This is a genomic window from Thermomonospora sp. CIF 1, assembly GCF_001896795.1.
GTDB classification, from domain to species: Bacteria; Actinomycetota; Actinomycetes; order Streptosporangiales; family Streptosporangiaceae; genus Thermomonospora; species Thermomonospora curvata.
This window is the reverse complement of sequence record NZ_MOYN02000021.1, coordinates 522,024-540,883: the sequence shown is the minus strand read 5'-3', so window position 1 is coordinate 540,883 and position 18,860 is coordinate 522,024. Positions and strand designations below refer to the sequence as shown.

At 72.6% G+C, this 18,860-nt stretch carries 14 protein-coding genes; 10 read left to right on the top strand and 4 right to left on the bottom strand.

Translation table 11 applies throughout. The features are described 5' to 3' along the window. Positions 1-287 precede the first annotated feature (287 nt). The 3 genes from BUE48_RS15740 (at position 288) to BUE48_RS15730 (ending at position 4,825) form a co-directional block, all read left to right on the top strand. A complete protein-coding gene (locus tag BUE48_RS15740) occupies positions 288-3,377 on the top strand; it encodes a DEAD/DEAH box helicase (protein ID WP_286990311.1) in 3,090 nt (1,029 codons plus the stop codon). 68 nt (positions 3,378-3,445) lie between these two features. Continuing rightward, on the top strand, positions 3,446-4,093 hold the full coding sequence (gene leuE, locus BUE48_RS15735; RefSeq protein WP_012853506.1) for a leucine efflux protein LeuE: 648 nt from the start codon (positions 3,446-3,448) through the stop codon (positions 4,091-4,093). A gap of 21 nt (positions 4,094-4,114) precedes the next feature. After that, complete coding sequence (locus BUE48_RS15730; protein WP_286990310.1) at positions 4,115-4,825, top strand: HAD family hydrolase; 711 nt, start codon at positions 4,115-4,117, stop codon at positions 4,823-4,825. Positions 4,826-5,134: 309 nt separating this feature from the next. Here the strand turns inward: BUE48_RS15730 and BUE48_RS15725 are convergent, their stop codons facing one another. The 3 genes from BUE48_RS15725 to BUE48_RS15715 form a co-directional block, all read right to left on the bottom strand. Next, positions 5,135-5,482 carry a hypothetical protein gene (locus tag BUE48_RS15725; protein ID WP_012853504.1) on the bottom strand — a complete coding sequence of 116 codons (348 nt, stop codon included), beginning with the start codon at positions 5,480-5,482 and terminating at the stop codon, positions 5,135-5,137. Between the two features lie 344 nt (positions 5,483-5,826). Beyond that, a complete protein-coding gene (locus tag BUE48_RS15720; protein WP_286990307.1) occupies positions 5,827-6,543 on the bottom strand; it encodes an HAD family hydrolase in 717 nt (238 codons plus the stop codon). A 244-nt stretch (positions 6,544-6,787) separates the two neighbouring features. Continuing rightward, positions 6,788-7,750 (bottom strand): Acg family FMN-binding oxidoreductase, encoded by a 963-nt coding sequence (locus BUE48_RS15715; RefSeq protein WP_012853502.1) that lies wholly within the window; start codon positions 7,748-7,750, stop codon positions 6,788-6,790. 175 nt (positions 7,751-7,925) lie between these two features. Here BUE48_RS15715 and BUE48_RS15710 point away from each other — a divergent pair, with 175 nt between their 5' ends. The 7 genes from BUE48_RS15710 (at position 7,926) to BUE48_RS15680 (ending at position 17,613) form a co-directional block, all read left to right on the top strand. Beyond that, positions 7,926-9,311 carry an MBL fold metallo-hydrolase gene (locus BUE48_RS15710; RefSeq protein WP_012853501.1) on the top strand — a complete coding sequence of 462 codons (1,386 nt, stop codon included), beginning with the start codon at positions 7,926-7,928 and terminating at the stop codon, positions 9,309-9,311. 182 nt (positions 9,312-9,493) lie between these two features. Next, a complete protein-coding gene (locus BUE48_RS15705; protein WP_012853500.1) occupies positions 9,494-10,894 on the top strand; it encodes a jacalin-like lectin in 1,401 nt (466 codons plus the stop codon). A gap of 238 nt (positions 10,895-11,132) precedes the next feature. Beyond that, entirely contained in the window at positions 11,133-13,217 is a 2,085-nt protein-coding gene (locus tag BUE48_RS15700) for an N-acetylmuramoyl-L-alanine amidase (RefSeq protein WP_286990303.1), read from the top strand. A 70-nt stretch (positions 13,218-13,287) separates the two neighbouring features. Continuing rightward, positions 13,288-14,523 (top strand): sensor histidine kinase, encoded by a 1,236-nt coding sequence (locus BUE48_RS15695; protein ID WP_012853498.1) that lies wholly within the window; start codon positions 13,288-13,290, stop codon positions 14,521-14,523. A gap of 64 nt (positions 14,524-14,587) precedes the next feature. Next, complete coding sequence (locus BUE48_RS15690) at positions 14,588-15,364, top strand: LytR/AlgR family response regulator transcription factor (protein WP_012853497.1); 777 nt, start codon at positions 14,588-14,590, stop codon at positions 15,362-15,364. 177 nt (positions 15,365-15,541) lie between these two features. After that, positions 15,542-15,889, top strand: a complete 348-nt coding sequence (locus BUE48_RS15685) for a hypothetical protein (protein ID WP_245536873.1) — start codon at positions 15,542-15,544, stop codon at positions 15,887-15,889. Beyond that, positions 15,886-17,613, top strand: a complete 1,728-nt coding sequence (locus BUE48_RS15680) for a sodium/solute symporter (RefSeq protein WP_012853495.1) — start codon at positions 15,886-15,888, stop codon at positions 17,611-17,613. The genes BUE48_RS15685 and BUE48_RS15680 overlap by 4 nt, the downstream gene beginning before the upstream one ends. Before the next feature lie 29 nt (positions 17,614-17,642). Here BUE48_RS15680 and BUE48_RS15675 read toward each other — a convergent pair whose 3' ends face one another. Beyond that, positions 17,643-18,566, bottom strand: coding sequence for an RDD family protein (locus tag BUE48_RS15675; protein WP_286990299.1), 924 nt, complete (start codon positions 18,564-18,566; stop codon positions 17,643-17,645). Positions 18,567-18,860: the final 294 nt, after the last annotated feature.

The following is an 18,860-nucleotide window of genomic DNA, read 5'->3' as shown; positions in this document are numbered from 1 at the left end:
AAGTCTTCTAAAGACGCAGGTCAGGCCCTAGCCGAGTGACTCAGGCCAGGGCCTGTTTTCGTTTCCGTCCAACTGGCTGCCTGACCACGAGCCCCGGAGGCCGGGCCGGGACCGGCCGGATCCGGGGCGCCGTCTCCGTGACGTGCGTCCCGCTGCGGCCGGCGAACCGGGCGATCTCCTCCGCGGACATGCCGTTGTGCGGCGGCAGCGTTATGAACCCGCCGCTGATCCGGTCATGAGCGTGTGAATAGTGTCGTCTGTCACTGCTGGTGGATACAGTGCCGGCCATGACCGAGTTGGCGCCTGGGGTTTACGAGCATGTGGTGACCGGTGAGCTGCGGAGGCGGCTGCGGACGGTCGATGCGGAGCTGGTGCACCGGGACGGACTGGAGGCCGTGGACGCCGAGGAGCTGCTCGTCCGGCATCTGGCGGTGCTGACGCGGCGGGCGTTGCGGATCGTCGGGGAGCAGGGGGAAGGGGCGCTCGGGCGGCAGGTCGAGACCGCCAACCGGATCGCGGAGGCGATCGGGCGGCTGGTGCCGGGGGCCGTGGTCGAAGGCGACCGGGTGGCCGAAGAGGGACAGGTGCTGCTCGGGGTCGCCGGCGGACGGCTGCCCGATGGGACGGTGGCGTTTCCGCGGCGGCCCGAGATCCCGCTGTCGATGGGAGCGCTGCTGGTCAACGGGCGGGATCAGCCGCAACTCGGCCGGGAGATCGCCAAAGAGCTGGCCTCGGCGGACCAGGTGGATCTGATCTGCGCGTTCATCAGGTGGCATGGGCTGCGGCTGATCGAGGAGGACCTGCGCGCCTTCACCGCCCGGGGCGGGCGGCTGCGCGTCATCACCACCACCTACCTGGGAGCCACCGAGCAGCGGGCCGTGGACCGCCTGGTGGAACTGGGAGCCGAGGTCAAGATCTCCTATGACGTGCAGCGGACCCGCTTGCACGCCAAAGCGTGGCTGTTCCACCGCCGCTCGCGGCTCGACACGGCCTATGTGGGCTCTTCGAACCTGTCGCGCAGCGCCATGCTGGACGGGCTGGAGTGGAACGTGCGGATCGCCCGGGCGGAGCAGCCGCACGTGATCGAGACCTTCGCGGCGACCTTCGAGGAGTACTGGAACGACCCGTCTTTCGAGGTCTACGACGATCCCGGGCGGCTGGCGCGGGCACTGGCCGCCGCGCGAGGAGAGCGGGCACCCGTCCCGCTGGAACTCGGAGGCGGGCATGTCGAGCCCTACCCCTACCAGCAGGAGATCCTGGACGAGCTGGAGGCGGCCCGGCAGGTGCACGGGCACTGGCGGAACCTGGTCGTCATGGCCACCGGGACCGGCAAGACCGTCGTGGCCGCGCTGGACTACCGGCGGCTGCGGCGGCAGGGCAAGGTCGACTCGCTGCTGTTCGTGGCGCACCGCAAGGAGATCCTGGAGCAGAGCCTGCGCACCTTCCGGCACGTCCTCGGGGACGGCGCGTTCGGGGAGCTGCTGGTCGACGGCCACCGGCCCGTGCAGTGGCGGCACGTGTTCGGGTCCATCCAGTCGCTGTCCCAGCTTCCCCACCTGGAGCCGGACCGCTTCAGCATGCTCATCGTGGACGAGTTCCACCATGCGGCCGCCGCCTCCTACGCCAGGCTGCTGGACCGGCTCGAACCGAATGTGCTGGTGGGGCTGACCGCCACTCCCGAACGCCCGGACGGCGAGGACATCCTGCGCTGGTTCGACGCAGGCCGTTTCACCGTCGAGCTGCGGCTGTGGGAGGCGCTGGAACGGGGACTGCTCGTCCCCTTCCACTACTTCGGCATCCATGACGGCACCGACCTGTCAAAGGTCGGCTGGCGGCGCGGCGCCGGTTACGACACCGAGGAGCTGACCAACCTCTACACCGGCCTGGACTCCCGGGTGGCCATGGTCGTCGAGGCGCTGCAGCGCAAGGTCGGCGATCTGAGCCGCATGCGGGCGGTCGGCTTTTGCGTGAGCATCGCGCACGCCGAGTACATGGCCGAAGAGTTCAACCGCCGCGGCATCCCCTCCCGGGCGGTCACCTCCAAGACCCCGCGCGAGGAGCGCGAGGAGTCCTTGTGCCTGCTCCAGGACGGCGAGCTGAAGGCCGTCTTCACCGTCGACCTGTTCAACGAGGGTGTGGACGTGCCGCAGATCGACACCGTGCTGTTCCTGCGTCCCACCGAAAGCGCCACGGTCTTCCTGCAGCAGCTCGGCCGCGGCCTGCGGCCGGCGCCGGACAAGGCCGTCCTCACCGTGCTGGACTTCGTGGGGCACCAGCGCAAGGAGTTCCGTTTCGACCGGCGCTTCACGGCGCTGACCGGCATTCCCCGCAGCCGGCTGCTCAAGGAGGCCGAGGCGGGCTTCCCCACGCTGCCGCCCGGATGCGCCATCGACCTGGACCGCGAGGTCAGCAAGATCGTCCTGGCGAACATCAGGCAGGCCCTGGGCCGGCGCCGCGCTGAGCTGGTCGGCGAACTGCGCGGAATGGGCGACCCGTCGCTGCCGGAGTTCCTCGCCGAGACCGGGCTGGAGCTGGAGGACCTCTACCGCGGCGGGCGGGGCGGCTGGGCCCGGCTGCGCCGGGACGCGGGCCTGGACGCCCGCCCGGTCACCTCGGCCAAGGACGACCAGGCGCTGGGCAGGGCGATCGGCCGCATGCTGCACGTGGACGACCCCGAACGCCTGCAGTTCCTGCGGGACCTGCTGAGCCGCCCGCAGCCGCCCCGGCCGTCCGGCACCGACCTGCGGCGCACCCGGCTGCTGTCCATGCTGAACACCTTCTTCGACGCCTCCAGGCCGCTCAGCGCCTTGGAAGGGCACCTGGAGCGGCTGTGGGCCAACCCGGCGCGGCGGGAGGAGATGCTCGCCGTCATCGATGTGCTGTGGGACCGGATCCGCCGGGTCACCCCGGTCGTCCCCGAGGCCGCGCACCTGCCGTTGCGGCTGCACGCCCGCTACACCCGGGGCGAGGCCCTGGCCGCCTTCGGGATGGAGGTCACCTCGTCCATGGTCGCCGGGGTGCAGTGGCTTCCCGAGGAGAAGGCCGATGTCTTCCTGGTGACCATCGACAAGGACGAAAAAGAGTTCTCACCCACCACGATGTACAACGACCGGGCGGTCGACCCGACGCTCTTCCACTGGGAGTCCCAGTCCCGCACCCGGGAGGACTCTGAGACCGGCCAGCGCTACATCCACCACGTGGAGTGGGGCACCAGCGTCCACCTCTTCCTGCGCAAGCAGAAGGGCGACCCCTACACCTACGCCGGGCCGATGACCTACCAGGACCATGAGGGTGAACGCCCCATGCGCATCCACTGGCGTCTTGCCCATCCGCTGCCGCCGGAGGTGTTCCACTACGCCAAGGTGGGTGTCGGCTGAGCCGTGCCGTCCGGCCCGGACGGCACCGGTGTTCGGGCAGGTCAGGGGACGTGCGACACTGTTTTTTCGTGTTCGGCGTCGTTGATCTTCCCACCTATCTCGCAGGGCTCATCGTCATCATCCTGCTTCCCGGGCCCAACTCCCTGTACGTGCTGTCGGTGGCGGCCCGGCGCGGGGTGCGGGCCGGGTATCTGGCCGCGGCGGGCGTGTGGTGCGGGGACGTCGTGCTGATGGTGCTGTCGGCCGCGGGGGTGGCCTCGCTGCTCAAGGCGAACGCCGTGCTGTTTGCGATCGTCAAGTACGCGGGCGCCGGTTACCTGACCTGGCTGGCCGTCGGGATGCTGCGGGCCGCGTGGGGGATGTGGCGGAGGCGGCGGGATCAGGCGGCGCGGGAGGCGCCGGCGCTCGCCGCCGATGAGCGGCCCTACCGGCGCGCCCTGGTGATCAGCCTGAGCAACCCGAAGGCGATCTTGTTCTTTGTGGCCTTCTTCGTGCAGTTCGTCGATCCCGGATACGCTTACCCGGCGCTGTCCTTTGTGATTTTGGGGGCCTTCGCCCAGCTGGTCAGCATCCTGTACCTGAGCGTGCTGATCTTCGGCGGGGCGAGGCTGGCGGCGGCCTTCCGCAGCCGCAGGCGGCTGTCGGCCTGGGCCACCTCGGCGGTCGGAGCCCTCTTCCTCGGCTTCGCCGCGAAACTGTCGCTGGCCGGCGTGTGACCTTCGGCCGGGGGTGGTGCGGTGAGCGCGATCAGGGGTGTGCTGTTCGATCTCGACGGGACGCTGGTCGATCACGAGTCGGCCGCCGCCGACGCGGTCGTGGCCGCGCTGGCGGACATGGACGGGGCCGAGGGGGTCGAGCCCGCGGCGCTGGGACGGTTGTGGGTCGAGATCGAGCATGCGGCCATGGACCGCTACCTGGCCGGAGAGATCGGCTTCCAGGAGCAGCGGCGGCTGCGGGTCGCCCGGCTCAGAGCCGAGCTGGGGCTGCCGGCCTGGACGGACGAGCAGGCCGACGAGTGGTTCACCGGGTATCTGCGCGAGTACGAGCGGGCGTGGCGGACGTATCCGGACGCGCTGCCCGCGCTGGAGCGGCTGCGGCGGGAGCGGCCGGAGGCGGCGCTGGGGGTCGTCACCAACGGAAACGGACAGCAGCAGCGGCGCAAGTTGGCTCAGACGGGCCTTGCCGCGCTGATGCCGACGGTGGTCGTCTCCGGTGAGGTCGGGGTCGCCAAGCCGGACCCGGAGATCTTCCAGATCGCCTGCCGGCGGCTGGGACTGCCGCCGCAGGAGGTCGCCTACGTGGGGGACCGCCACCAGACCGATGCGCTCGCCGCGAAAGCGGCCGGGCTGCGAGGAATCTGGCTCGATCGCGGGGGAGAGAAAGGTGCGGACCCGGGCGTCCCGGTGATCGCGAGCCTGGCCGATCTTCCGGGCGTCCTCGCCCGGTGACGGTTGTAAAGGCCCCTGGGGGGCGCGAGCCGCGTGCGGCACGGCGTCCCGCCAGGGGCCTTGCCTGCGTCGGCGGACGGCGGCGGGCCGTGCCGGGCACCGCGTCATTTCACCGATCGGGCCTCGGCACCGTCCGGGATGTCCCCGAAGGCCCTCCGCGGCCGCGTCAGTGGGCCTTTTTCAGCACCTGACCCAAGCCACCGCGGACGGGCCTCGAGGTGTCCGGTACTGCGACGTTCCAGATCACAGTATCGGACCTGACTGCAACGTCCCCGTCTCAATCTGCGGAGACGGCGTGCTGCAGAAGGTTCAGTAGTCGTACCAGCCGTGGTAACGCCGGTGGTGCCACTTGTGGTGGTGCCACTTGTGGTGCTGCTGCCAACGGTCACGCTCGTTGTCGTTTTCGTTGGCATTGCCATTGAGGTTGTAGTTGTAGTTGTAAACGTAAACGTTGTTGCGGTTGCTGTTGCGGTTCCGCTTCCGCTTGCGGCGCCGGTCGCCGCCCAGCTGGACCTGGCCCACCTCCTGCTGACTTTGGGTGACCGCGACGGCGCCGCCCTGGACGGCCTGCTCCGCCGCCATGACGGGCGGCGCCGCCAGCAGGGAGCCGCCGAGGGCGGTGGACAAGAGGCCGACCATGGCCAGTCGTTTCGTCATCTGGGTCTCCTGCTTCGTTGCCGGAACTGCTTTTCTGCATATGGCAGCGACTCAGGGATAACACGGTCACGGGTAATTCCTGCAGTCGGTATCGGGTAAAGACTGCGCACTTGGTCGTATTCTTGCCGCCGGTCGGCCGTGCGGTGCGGGAAAGAGTGGCGAACCTTTCACTTCAAGAGGAGAAGCCGATATGGGGATATCTGCTCATTTCGGTGTAATTCGGTGAATGGATGGTGCGTCCGGCGCCGGCTGCGGGCGCGTGGGCGGCGTGCGGGGGTTCGCTGCGCTCCCGGGCGCCATGGGCCGTCCGGTGCTCGTGCCGTCCGGGACCGGCGGGTGGGAGATCACCGGCGGGTACGGCCGGTATTCCGCCCACCGAGGACGGCCGGCAGGTCATAGAGGGTGTCGACGGTCGTCCCCTCCCAGTTCCCCATGCCGCCGTAAACGCCGTGATCGACGCCGTCGGCCCGGACCCGGATGGTCTGCATGCCGACGGCCTGCGCGCCGGGCAGCTCGCCTCCCGCGCCGTCGGCGACGAAGACGCACCGTTCGGGGACGGTGTCCAGTGCGGCGGCGGCCAGCCGGTGGATCTGCGGGTCGGGCTTGCAGCATCCGACCGTGCAGGAGAACACCGGGGCGGTGATCTGTCGGGACAGCGGGTTGCCGTCCCAGAGCGCGGGGACCTCCGCCGAGCAGTTGCTGATCAGCCCCAGCCGCCGGCCGTCGGCCCGGAGCGCGTCGAGCAGCGCCGGCAGGCCGGGGTCCGGGGTGATCTGGCGGCGGGTGAAGTCGAGACGGCGCCGGGCGGCGCGGCGGACCGCCTCCTCGGTGGGGTTTCCGCCGGCGCGGACGGCGAGCGCGGCGATGGTCTCCTCCAAGGAGCCCAGGGCTCCGCGCCAGCGTTCCCGGAAGCTGTTTTTGAACAGCTCGGCGAACAGAACGCGGTCCACGCCCAGGTCGTCGGCCATGGCATGCGACACCGCGTCCCGGCGCTCCCGCGAGCCGCTGGGCACCAGGGTGCCGAAGAGGCCGAACACGATCGCATGAAGACCGCCGGACACCGCGATCTTCTCATGGGGGCACGAAGGCGGCGCTTGGAAGAAGTCTGACCTGCGATGTCACGACCTCGGGCACTGTCTGGCCTCTCGTCCCGCAAGACCCCGTGCCGGAGGGATCAGCCGTGTCGGCCCGGCCGGGAGACCCGCGCGTCATGAGGCGGCGCAAAAGTCGTTGCCCGGTCACGGGGTGGGGACGCGACCGGGCAACGACCGGCCCCCGGAAACCCGGAGGGCGGACCGAGGCGTCTTAGGCGACCAGGACCTCTCGGATCGGGCGGCGCGGAGAGGCCGGGGCGGGCGGGCCGTAACCGAAACGGATGATCATCTGGACGCTGCGGCCGGGCCAGTGGCCGCCGCCGGGGTCGCGCATCTCCTGCACGTCCAGCGGCTGGGTGAGGAACGAGGTGGCCACCCCGTGCCGGGTGGCGGTGAGCAGGACGCGCTGCAGGGCCTGACCGGCGCGCAGCCACTCGGCGGGCCCGTCGCCGTCGACGATCAGCGCGCCCAGCGTGGGCCGTTCTTCGAAGCCGCCGACCTCCCGGCCGCCGTCGCCGAAGCCGCCCAGGCCGAAGTCGCGCATGGGCAGGCCCCGCCCGGCGGAGCGGGGGCCGAAGGCGTAGGAGGGGATCCCCTCGGTGCGGGCGCGGCCGGTGGTCCAGCGGGCCAGCTCCTGGCGGTAGGCGGGGTTCTCGGCCAGCTCGTTGTCGGCGGCGGCGATCAGGTCCAGCAGCCGGGAGGTGGCCGGCTGCTCGAGGATGCGCAGCACCGCGCCCTCCCGCTGGGCGGCCTCCTCCAGCTCGTTGAGCACCCGGGCCGGCAGGTGGATGCGGTCATAGGGGTTGCGGTTGGTGCGCCGCTCGGTGATCGCGGCGTACAGCTCGCGCTGACGGGCCGACGGCTCGGTCCACGGCTCGCCGCCGACGATGGCCAGCAGGGTGTGCCCGCTGCCGGGGAAGGTCCGCACGATCGGGCGGTGCCCGGCGGTGCGCACCGCCAGCCGCAGGTTGAACAGGGCGGCGCCGCAGGCGATGTGCATGGCCCGGCCGCGCGGGTCGATCACCGGCACCGCCCGGTCGGGGTCCAGGTGCAGCTCCAGCTCACCGCCGCGGGAGCGGAACCACCAGGGCTGGCTGTTGTGCAGCGAGGGCGCGGCGATCGCCGCGGAGACCAGCCGGTGGACGCCTGCGCGGGACGCCAGGGGAACGGCCATCACATACCTCCGAGTGCGGACGCTGCCTGGTCTCCACGGTGGTCACTCGCCCTCCCGGTCCGTAGGGACCTTGGTCCCACCGGGCAGGGCCAGAGGTCGTCACCGGCCACGGGGATGAGAGCAGGTACCCCGGGGGGTATGCTGCAAGGCGAGTCGGATACCCCCGGAGGTATGCATGTTCTTCGCCCAGTACTACCTCGACTGCCTCTCCCAGGCCTCCTACCTGATCGGCGACGAGGGCACCGGCCGCGCGGTCGTGGTGGACCCCCGCCGCGACGTCTCCGAGTACCTGGCCGCCGCAAAGGAGCACGGGCTGCGCATCGAAGGCGTGATCAACACCCACTTCCACGCCGACTTCATCGCCGGGCATCTGGAGCTGGCCGCGCAGACCGGGGCGTGGATCGGCTACGGACGGCGGGCCGAGGCCGAGTACCCGATCCGCAAGCTCGCCGACGGCGAGCGCATCGAGCTCGGGGATGTGGTGCTGCAGGTCATGGAGACCCCCGGGCACACCCCTGAGTCGATCAGCCTGCTGGTCTTCGAGCACGCGGGCGATGAGGTCCCCTACGGGGTGCTCACCGGCGACGCGCTGTTCATCGGGGACGTGGGCCGTCCCGACCTGCTGGCCTCCCTCGGGAAGACCGCCGATGAGCTGGGCCGCATGCTCTACGACAGCGTCCACCGCAAGCTGATGGCGCTGCCGGACCAGGTGCGGGTGTTCCCCGCGCACGGGGCGGGCTCGGCCTGCGGCAAGAACCTGTCCACCGAACGGTGGTCCACCATCGGCGAGCAGCGGCTGTCCAACTACGCCTGCGCCCCGATGAGCGAGGAGGAGTTCCTGGCCATCGTCACCGAAGGGCAGCCCTCCGCTCCCGGCTACTTCGTCTACGACGCCGTGCTCAACCGCAAGGAGCACGGGCTGCTCGATGTGGACAAGCGCCTGCGGCCGCTGGAGGCCGGCGAGTTCCTGGCCCACCGCGCGGCGGGGGCGGTCGTGGTGGACGCCCGCCCCACCCAGGAGTTCGTCGCCGGGCACGTCCGCGGCTCGCTGCACGTGCCCGCCGACGGCCGCTTCGCCGAATGGGCCGGGACGGTGGTGGCGCCCGGCTCCCGGATCCTCGTGGTCGCCCCGCAGGACCGCGAAAAGGAGGTCATCACCCGGCTGGCCCGCATCGGCTTCGACGACGTCATCGGCTACCTGCGCGAACCCGAGGGCGCCTTCATGGGCATGCCCGAGGAGATCGCGCACGGTCCCCGGATGACCGCCCGGGAGCTGCGCGCCGAGCTCGACGGCGAACAGCCCCCGCTGGTGCTGGATGTGCGCAACGTCGGCGAGCTGCGCGCCGGGCGGATCGAGGGCTCCCTGCACATCCCGCTGGCCGAGCTGCCGGGGCGGCTGGAGGAGGTCCCCAAGGACCGCACCGTCGTCGCCTACTGCGCCGGCGGCACCCGCTCGGCCATCGCGGCCAGCCTGCTGCGCCGCCACGGCCACGCGCAGGTCCTCGACCTGATCGGCGGCTATGCCGCCTGGCGGGGCGCGCTGTCGCCGGCGGGCGCCTGACCTGCGCGGCCGGACGCGCACGGACGACGGCCCCATGCGCCGCGCCGGTGAGCGGGGGCGTCTTCCGTCTCGTCCGGGCCGCCGTATGCGCGGCCATCGGGTCTGGACGGGGGCGGCGGGGGAGCGTACCGTCAAGGACGCGAGAAATATTCATATTTGATCTTTCGGGGCGAGGAGTGCCCATGAACGGACCCCGCTCGTCCATGGCCATGACCGGCCGCACGGCTCCGGCCGCCGCCGCACGCCGCCGCCGGCTGCGGCGCGCGGCGGCGGCCGTGCTCGCCTCGCTGACGGCCGCGGCCGGCCTCCCCGGCCCGGCCGCGGCCACCGCCGCGACGCCCCCCTCCGGCGCGTTCTCGGTGCTGACCTACAACATCGCCGGGCTGCCGGACTTCCTGTCCGGCAGCCACCCGTCGAGGAACATCCCGCTGATCAGCCCCCGCCTGGCGCCCTACGACATCGTCCACGTCCAAGAGGACTTCAACTACCACCGCGCCCTCTACGCCGGGGACAACCACCCCTACCGCACGCCCACCAGCGGCATCGCCGGCATCGGCAGCGGCCTGAACACCCTGTCGAACTTCCCCTACGACACCGGCGACTTCCAGCGCGTCACCTGGAAGGACTGCTACATCGGCACGGGCGACTGCCTGACCCCCAAGGGCTTCACGTTCATGCGCGTCCGCCTGGCCGAAGGCGTCTACGTCGACTTCTACAACCTGCACGCCGACGCCGGCAGCACCAGCCGCGACATCGCGGCCCGCAACGCCAACCTCGACCAGCTCACCGCGTTCATCCAAAAGCACTCATCGGGCAACGCGGTCGTGGTCATGGGCGACACCAACACCCGCTACACCCGCACCGGCGAGCGCATCCGCCAGTTCGCCGCCGCCAACGGCCTGACCGACGTGTGGGTGAGCCTCATCCGGGGCGGCACCCCGCCGCCCGAAGGCGGCCCCGCCCCCGCCTGTGACACCGCCACCGTCGACAACTGCGAAGTCGTCGACAAAATCCTGTTCCGCGGCTCCAAGTTCCTGAAACTGAACGCCGTCCGCTACCGCAACGAACGCGCCGCCTTCCTGGACGAGGCGGGCGAGAGGCTGTCCGACCACGACCCCATCGCCGCCGACTTCACCTGGAAGGCCAGCCCGCACTACCGCTTCGGCGAACAGTTCGGCGGCCCGCACGGCGACCACTACAACGACATCGACGAAATCCGGCCCGGCGCCCGCCCCGTCCGCCTGACCATGCGCAGCGGGGCCAGGGTGGACCAGGTCGGCCTCACCCTGGACGACGGCACCACGCTCACCCACGGCGGCACCGGCGGCACGGCCGCCGCCCTGGAACTGGCCGCGGGCGAGTACGTGACCTCCGTCCACCTGTGCCGGGGCAAGCGCAACGGCAAAAGCCGCATCTTCTACGCCCGCTTCACCACCAACCGGGGCAACGCCCTCTCCGGCGGCACGACCACCTCCGACTGCCTCACCCGCACCACTCCGCCCGGCTGGCAACTGGCCGGATTCCACGGCCGCTCCGGAGCCGAAGTCGACAAACTCGGCTTCATCTACACCCGTCGCACCTGATCTTTCCGATTCCGGACAGGCCCGGCCGGCGACCTGCGGGTGTTTCGGCGCGACACATCCGACATAACAAAAAACCGACCTTCCCGTCATAGGCGGGGCGTAAGATCCCTCCTCCCGGGCTTTCGACGCCCGGCCGCCCGGTGGGCCGGGACGAACACCGGCGATTTCGGGACCGCCCCTTATCCCGGCAGGCCGAGCCGCGGCGAAAGGCGACGGGACGCCTCAGGATCGGAGGGTCATGAACAGGCGCGCGGTCATCGCGCTGTCCACAACGGGCGTGCTGCTGTCCGGGACGGTGGGGTACATCGTGTGGCCGGGGGACTCGGCGGCGACACAGGCCGAGGCCGGACCCCGCCCCGGGCAGGTGCGCACGGTTCCGCTGCGCACGGCCCCGTCCGACCGCGAGCCGCCGCAGACCCAGGCGCCGCGATCGCCGAAGGCGCCCCCCGCCCCGGCGGCGAGCCCGGTCGCCGAGCTGCCCGCCGCGCGCACCGGGCCGTTCAGCATGGTCGGGGTCTCCTGGGACGACCCCGGCGCGAAACTGCACGGCTCGGTGCAGGTGCGCACCCGCGGCGCCGCCAGTGGCCGGTGGTCGCCGTGGCGGACCCTGCAGATCGACGACCACGACGCCCCCGACGCCGGTTCCTCCGCAGAGCGCCCCCGGCGCGGCGCCACCAAGCCGCTGTGGGTGGGGCCGTCGAACGGCGTCCAGATCCGGGTGACCGGCAGCGGGCCGCCGCCGGCGGGACTGCGCGCCGAACTGGTCGACCCCGGGGACGGCCCGCGCGTGCCGCAGTCCGGGCCGGGGAGCGGGGAGCAGCCGGGCGGGGCCGCCGGCCAGAGCGCCGGGGCCGCCGCGGCACCGGCCCCGGTCATCGTCACCCGCGCCCAGTGGGGCGCCGACGAGAGCCTGGTCACCGGCTCCCCACAGTACGCCCCGGCCGCCAAGGTCGTCTTCACCCACCACAGCGCCGGCGGCAACGACTACGACTGCGCCGAGTCGCCCGCCGTCATCCGGTCGATCCTGCTGTACCACGTCAAGACCAACGGCTGGAACGACATCGGCTACAACTTCCTGGTCGACAAGTGCGGCACCATCTTCGAAGGCCGCAAGGGCGGCGTCGGCAAACCGGTGATCGGCGCGCACACCTACGGCTACAACACCGGCTCGGCCGGGGTGGCGGTGCTCGGCGACTTCACCGGCGTCGCACCGTCGGTCGCGGCCCAAAAAGCCGTCGCCCGCGTCGCGGCCTGGAAACTCGGCCTGCACGGCAGTGACCCCACCGGCAGGGCCACCGTGGCGGGCAAGAGCTTCAACACCATCTCCGGGCACCGCGACGGCGTGGCCACCGCCTGCCCCGGCGAGCTCCTGTACGGCCGGCTCGGCGCCATCCGCAGCCACGCCAAGCAGTGGAGCACCCCCGCCAAGCCCCCGATCGTGACCTCCATCACCGGAGCCACCGAGTCCAAGGGCACCTACTACACCAGGGGAACGCTGACCATCGGCTGGAACCCGGCCGCCGTCTCCACCTATGAGGTGCTGCTGAACGGCAAGGTCCTGGCCCGCCGCAACGGGCGGGCGACCTGGGCGCAGGTGAAGGTGCCCGAAGGCGCCCACAAGCTCCGGGTGCGGGCCCGCAACCTGAACGGCACCACGGCGCTCTCCCCGGTCTACCCGGTGATCTCCGACGTCACCGCCCCGGTCTTCCGCACCGCCCCCGCGCTGCGGGTGCGCGGCGGCGCGGTCGGCGCCAAGGGGAAGATGCCGGTCCGGCTCACCTGGAAGGTCACCGACAACGTGCGGCTGAGGTCGCTGCGGGCCACCTCGCCCACCGCCAGGAACTTCAAGGTGTCGGCGACCGCCTGGGCGACGTCCGTCAAGCCGGGCGTCTCCCGGAAATGGACCCTGCTGGCCGCCGACACCCTCGGCAACAACACCCGGGCCTCCATCACCCGGACCGCCGCGCTGGTCCACGACCAGTCCGCGGTGCGCCGCGGACGCTGGAAGGTCCTCACCACCAAGAGCTACCTGGGCCGCCGGGCGCTCTACAGCAAGACCAAGGGCGCCAGCGTCCGCTACGCCTTCACCGGCCGCTCGGTCGGGCTGATCTTCCGGCGGGGCACCGCCAACGGCGCCGTCCACATCTACGTCGACGGCGTCAAGGTCGCCACCGTCGACACCAAGGCCCGCTCCACCCGCTACCGCCGCATCGTGTGGACCAAGAGCTGGAAGAAGCCCGGCAGGCACACCGTCCGGATCGTCGTGGCGGGCACCAAGGGCCGTCCCGCCGTGGTCACCGACGGCATCGCCGTCATCCGCTGACGCCGTCCGGCGAAACGGCCCCGCCGGGACGTTCCGGGCGGACCGGCGGCGGCGGGGCTACGGTGTGGCCATGGATGTGGCGCTGGCGGTGGTCGCGGCCGTGACGGTGACCGCGCTGGTGGCGGCGGTGCCCTGGTGGCGCGGGCGGCGGGAGCTGGGCAGCCCGGTGGACCGGGCGACGTTCCAGACCCTGCACACCGCCTCCCTGGCGGCGCCGCCCCTGCGGGCCGGCCTCACCGAACAGGGGGCCCAGAAGGCCGCCCGGCACCTGCGGGAGCTGCTGGGATCGGCGGCGCTGGCCATCACCGACGGGGAACGCCTGCTGGCCTGGGACGGCACCGGCGACCACCACGCCGAGCAGGCCGTGGCGCACGCGGCCGGGCCGATGGCCGACGGGCGCACCGCCGTGCTCGGCCCCAAGGAAGTGACCTGCCAGGTGGTGGACTGCCCGATCCGGCACGCGGTGGTGGTGCCGCTGACCACCGACGAACGGGTGGTGGGGACGCTGGCCGCCTACGGCGGTGACGTGTCGGCCGGGCTGATCCGCGCCGCCGAAGAGGTCGGCCACTGGGTGGACGCCCAGCTGCAACTGGCCGAACTGGACCGCTCCCGCACCCTGCTGATGGAGGCCGAGGTGCGGGCGCTGCGCGCGCAGATCTCCCCGCACTTCATCTACAACTCGCTGACCACCATCGCCTCGTTCGTGCGCACCGACCCCGAGCGGGCCCGGGAGCTGCTGCTGGAGTTCGCCGACTTCACCCGCTACTCCTTCCGGCGGCACGGCGACTTCACCACCTTGGCCGAGGAGCTGCACTCCATCGACCGCTACCTGCTGCTGCAGCGGGCCCGCTTCGGCGACGACCGGCTGCATGTGACGCTGCGGATCGCCCCGGAGGTGCTGCCGGTGGCGGTGCCGTTTTTGTGCCTGCAGCCGCTGGTGGAGAACGCCGTCCGGCACGGCCTGCAGGACCGGGCCGGGCCCGGGCACATCACCATCATCGCCGAGGACGCCGGGGCCGACGCGGTGATCAGCGTGGAGGACGACGGGGTCGGCATGGACCCCGAACGGCTGCGCAAGATCCTGGCGGGGGAGACCCCCGACGGCGCGGGCGGCCCCACCGAGGCCGCCGGGATCGGGCTCGGCAACGTCGACGAGCGGCTGCGGCAGGTCTACGGGGACGACTACGGGCTGGCCGTGGAGACCGCCATCGGGGCGGGCACCAAGGTGACGCTGCGGGTCCCCAAATACCGGCCCGGCGTGACCGCCTCGGGGTCCTGGCCCCGCGACGGCGAAAACGGGGTTTGACTTTCGCCCCGTCGATCCGGACGCTTAGGGCGTTCCTGTGATCTGTCCCACGGAGGGGGACCGAGTGACCGGTCTGCGTGTCCTGGCCGTGGACGACGAGGCGCCCGCCCTGGACGACCTGGCCTTCTGGCTGCGCGCCGACCCCCGCATCGGGGAGGTGACGCTGGCCCGCGACGGCGCCGCCGCGCTCCGGCAGGTCGACCGGGCGCTGGCCGAACGGCGGCCGATCGACGCGGTGTTCCTGGACATCCGCATGCCCGGCCTGGACGGGGTGGTGCTGGGCCGGCTGCTGGCCCAGTTCGCCCGGCCGCCGCGGATCGTCTACGTCACCGCCTACGACGACCACGCCGTGGACGCCTTCGAGATCAAGGCGACCGACTACCTGCTCAAACCCATCCGGCCGGAACGGCTGGCCGAGGCCATCCGCCGGGTGAGCGCCGCATCCGAACCGCCCGCCGCCCCGGCGGCCCCCGCCCCGCCGGCCCGCCGGCCGCAGCCCGACCCGGACCTGGTGCCGGTCGAGCTGGCCGGGGTCACCCGCTTCGTCGCCCCCGCCGACGTGTGGTACGTGGAGGCCCAGGGCGACTACGCCCGGTTGCACACCCCCTCCGGCAGCCACCTGGTGCGCATCCCGCTGGCGGCGCTGGAGGAACGCTGGCGCGCCGCCGGGTTCGTCCGCGTCCACCGCAGCCACCTGGTGGCGCTGCGGCACATCGAGGAGCTGCGGCTGGAGTCGGGGCGCTGCACCGTCCGCGTCGGCGGCACCGAGCTGCCGGTCAGCCGCCGCCACACCCGCGAGCTGCGCGACCTGCTGGTGCGCAGCGCCCGCCGCAACCAGTGAACCTTTGCCGCCACGCCGTTCCCGCAGGCCGCATGCGGGCGTATCGCAGTGAGGGACGATGCCGTGAGCTGGGATGACGCACAACCGGACACCGTCGGGGACTCTCCTCCCCGGCCTGGGGGACCGCGTGGCGACGAAGGCCCGGCGAGCGGGCGGACGCCGCCGAAACGGGTCCTGGTGACCAGTCCCCGCACCCGCGCCGCCCGCCGCCCCCGCCGCCCGGTGACCCGCGAGATCGACGAGCAGACCGGGCTGGGCGAGGCCTACATGCGCTCGCTGATGCGCGCCCAGCTGCGGCTGAGCCTGGGGGTGTGCGGGCTGCTGGGCGCGGCGGTGGGCGGGCTGCCGCTGCTATTTGTGCTCGTGCCGCGGCTGCGCGAGCTGCAGGTGCTCGGGCTGCCGCTGCCGTGGCTGCTGCTGGCCGGGCTGGTCTACCCGGCCTTCGTGGGGTGCGGCTGGTGGTATGTGCACCAGGCCGAACGCAACGAACGCGACTTCGCCGAGCTGGTCGACCGCGACACATGAACAGCGCCTACGGACTGGTCGCGGTGTCGCTGGTGGTGGCGGCGACCGTGCTGATCGGCACGTTCGGGCTGCGGATCTCCCGCACCACCTCCGACTTCTACGTCGCCTCCCGCACCGTCTCGCCGCTGCGCAACGCCTCGGCGATCGGCGGGGAGTACCTGTCGGCCGCTTCCTTCCTGGGCGTGGCCGGGCTGATCCTGGCCTACGGCGCCGACATGCTGTGGCTGCCGGTGGGCTGGACCGGCGGGTACCTGGTGCTGCTGGTGCTGATCTCCGCGCCGCTGCGCCGCTCGGGCGCCTACACCCTGCCCGACTTCGCCGAGGCGCGCCTGGAGTCGATGGCGGTGCGGCGGGTCACCAGCGTGCTGGCCGTGCTGATCGGCTGGCTGTACCTGATGCCGCAGCTGCAGAGCGCCGGGCTGGTGCTGCGCACCGTGGTGGGCACCCCGGTGTGGGCCGGCGCGGTGCTGGTCGCCGTGGTGGTGACGATCAACGTGCTGTCCGGCGGGATGCGCAGCATCACGCTGGTGCAGGCGTTCCAGTACTGGCTGAAGCTGACCGCGCTGGCCGTGCCGGTGCTGTTCCTGCTGATCGCCTGGCGCCACGACGCCGCCCCCGCCCCCACCCGGGACGCCCCGCCGACCTTCCCGCAGGCCACCACGGTGTCGGTCGGCGCGGACGTCACCGTCCGGGTGGAGCACCCGGTGCGCGTGGTGCTGCACGGCCGGCTGGACGGACGCGCCCAGGACGGCCCGGTCGAGCTGACGGCCGGCGAGCACCGCATCGCCCGCGACTCCACGGTCGTCTTCCCCGCGGGCGCGGCGGTGCCCCACGTCTCCGGCCTGCCCGAACGCACCGACCGGGAGTGGGCGCTGCCGCTGTCGGGCCGCGAGTACCCGCTGTATGCCACCTACTCGCTGATCCTCGCCACGTTCCTGGGCACCATGGGCCTGCCGCACGTGCTGGTGCGCTTCTACACCAACCCCGACGGCCAGGCCGCCCGCCGCACCACCGTGCTGGTGCTCGCCCTGCTGGGCGCCTTCTACCTGCTGCCCGCCCTCTACGGGGTGCTCGGCCGCATCTACACCCCCGAGCTGCTGATGACCGGGCGCACCGACGCGGTGGTGCTGACGCTGCCGGGCCGGCTGATCGGCGGCACGCTGGGCGACCTGCTGGGCGCGCTGGTGACGGCCGGGGCGGTGGCGGCGTTCCTGTCCACCTCCTCGGGGCTGACCGTGTCGGTGGCCGGGGTGATCGCCCAGGACATCCTGCACGGCGGGGTGCGCTCGTTCCGGGCGGCCACGCTGCTGGCGCTGTTCGTCCCGCTGGGGCTGGCGCTGGCGGCGCGGGCCCTGGCGGTGGCCGACGTGGTCGGGCTGGCGTTCGCGGTCGCCGCCTCCACCTTCTGCCCGCTGCTGGTGCTGGGCATCTGGTGGCGGCGGCTGACCGTGGCGGGGGCGCTGGCCGGGTTGGTGGCCGGGGGCGGCCTGGCGGGCACGGCCGTGGTGTGGACGATCCTCGGCGGCCCGCCGAGCGGGCTGGCCGGGGCGCTGCTGGCCCAGCCCGCGGCCTGGACGGTGCCGGTGGCGTTCGCGGTGATGATCGTGGTCTCGCTGCTCACCCCGCGCAGCATCCCGCCCGGGGTGGCGCGCACCATGGTCCGCCTGCACACCCCCGAGAGCCTCGACGTCGACCGCGGCACCTGGCGTCCCAAGCGCGTGTGACGCCCCGGCGGGCCGGGGCCGCCGGCCGGTCAGGGGGAGTGCGGCGGGGCGCCGCCCGGGGGCGGCGGCGGGTATCCGGGCTGCTGGAACTGCGCGGGTCCGGGCCGGGCCTGCGGCGGCGCGGCGGGTGGGAAGGGCGCGTGCTGGGCGGTGCGTTCCCGCAGGCGCCGTCCCAGCCGGCGGGCGGAGCCGGAGGCGGCCTGCACGCCCTGCCGGGCGGCCTGGGCGGCGGTGCGCAGCAGGGCGCCGCGCTCGACGACGGTGCCGCCCAGCAGGTCGGCCAGGCTGCGGCGCCGGCGGCCGGCGAGCATCGTCAGCCCGTTGGCCGCCAGCAGGGCCACCGCGGCCAGCCAGCACAGGAACGACACGAAGAACCGGCCGGTCAGCAGCAGGACGCAGGCCAGGGAGTACACGCCGCTCTCGCAGACGGTGGTGACGGTCGCCCGCCGCCAGGACCTGCCCGGGCCCACGCGGCGGTCGCCGGAGGCGGCGTGCACCCGCAGGCCCAGCACCGCCTTGCCGAGCGTGCGGCCCGTCCACACCAGCGCGGCGAACTGGTAGAGCCACTGCAGCACCACCAGGGCGATGAACCCCTGGATCACGATCGAGACCGCCCCGTCCCAGGCCGAGCGGGCCGTGGTGGCGGCGATGCCGGTCAGGTCTCCCCGGGAGATGAGCAGGTCCCAGACTCCGACGGCGGCGAGCCGGGTGCCCAGGGAGGCGACGTAGTCGGCGAGCCGGTGATAGGTGACCGTGCCGACCAGGCCCACCAGGGCGGCCACGACCAGGACGTCGATCGTCCATGCGGCCAGGCGCCGGGGGAGGCCGATGGGCGCGTCCGCCGGGACGGCCTGCGGCGCGGGAGGAGAGGGCGGGAAGGAGGGCGTGCCCGGCTGCGGCGGCCATCCGGGCGGCGGGCCGTGGGGCGGAGGGGGCGGCGGGGGACCGTGCACGAGGTCTCCTGAGACGACGTGGAGCGGGCACTGCCGCCTCAGGCTAGCGCCCGAAGATCGGCTTCCCCGGCGGGGCGGCGCAGGACGGCCGGAACCGGTCGCGGCGACAAAAGGGAGAGAAGTGGGCGAAACGTCCGAAGAGGGCTGCCGTTCGTCCGTTCGTCGCACGAAATCGACCGTTCACCGATGGCGGGGGGCGGATCGGCGCAACCGTCCGGCGGCTCGGCGCAGCCCGTCGGCCGCCCTCTCCACGACGGGCCTTCCGGCTTTCTACCGTGGCGTGACCCCCGTCAC

What these genes read in the sequence shown, in the direction of transcription:
- BUE48_RS15740 (WP_286990311.1), top strand. Translation starts at nt 288, where the DNA reads ATGACCGAGTTGGCGCCTGGGGTTTACGAGCATGTGGTGACCGGTGAG.
- BUE48_RS15725 (WP_012853504.1), bottom strand. Translation starts at nt 5,482, where the DNA reads ATGACGAAACGACTGGCCATGGTCGGCCTCTTGTCCACCGCCCTCGGC.
- BUE48_RS15715 (WP_012853502.1), bottom strand. Translation starts at nt 7,750, where the DNA reads ATGGCCGTTCCCCTGGCGTCCCGCGCAGGCGTCCACCGGCTGGTCTCC.
- BUE48_RS15710 (WP_012853501.1), top strand. Translation starts at nt 7,926, where the DNA reads ATGTTCTTCGCCCAGTACTACCTCGACTGCCTCTCCCAGGCCTCCTAC.
- BUE48_RS15705 (WP_012853500.1), top strand. Translation starts at nt 9,494, where the DNA reads ATGAACGGACCCCGCTCGTCCATGGCCATGACCGGCCGCACGGCTCCG.
- BUE48_RS15700 (WP_286990303.1), top strand. Translation starts at nt 11,133, where the DNA reads ATGAACAGGCGCGCGGTCATCGCGCTGTCCACAACGGGCGTGCTGCTG.
- BUE48_RS15695 (WP_012853498.1), top strand. Translation starts at nt 13,288, where the DNA reads ATGGATGTGGCGCTGGCGGTGGTCGCGGCCGTGACGGTGACCGCGCTG.
- BUE48_RS15680 (WP_012853495.1), top strand. Translation starts at nt 15,886, where the DNA reads ATGAACAGCGCCTACGGACTGGTCGCGGTGTCGCTGGTGGTGGCGGCG.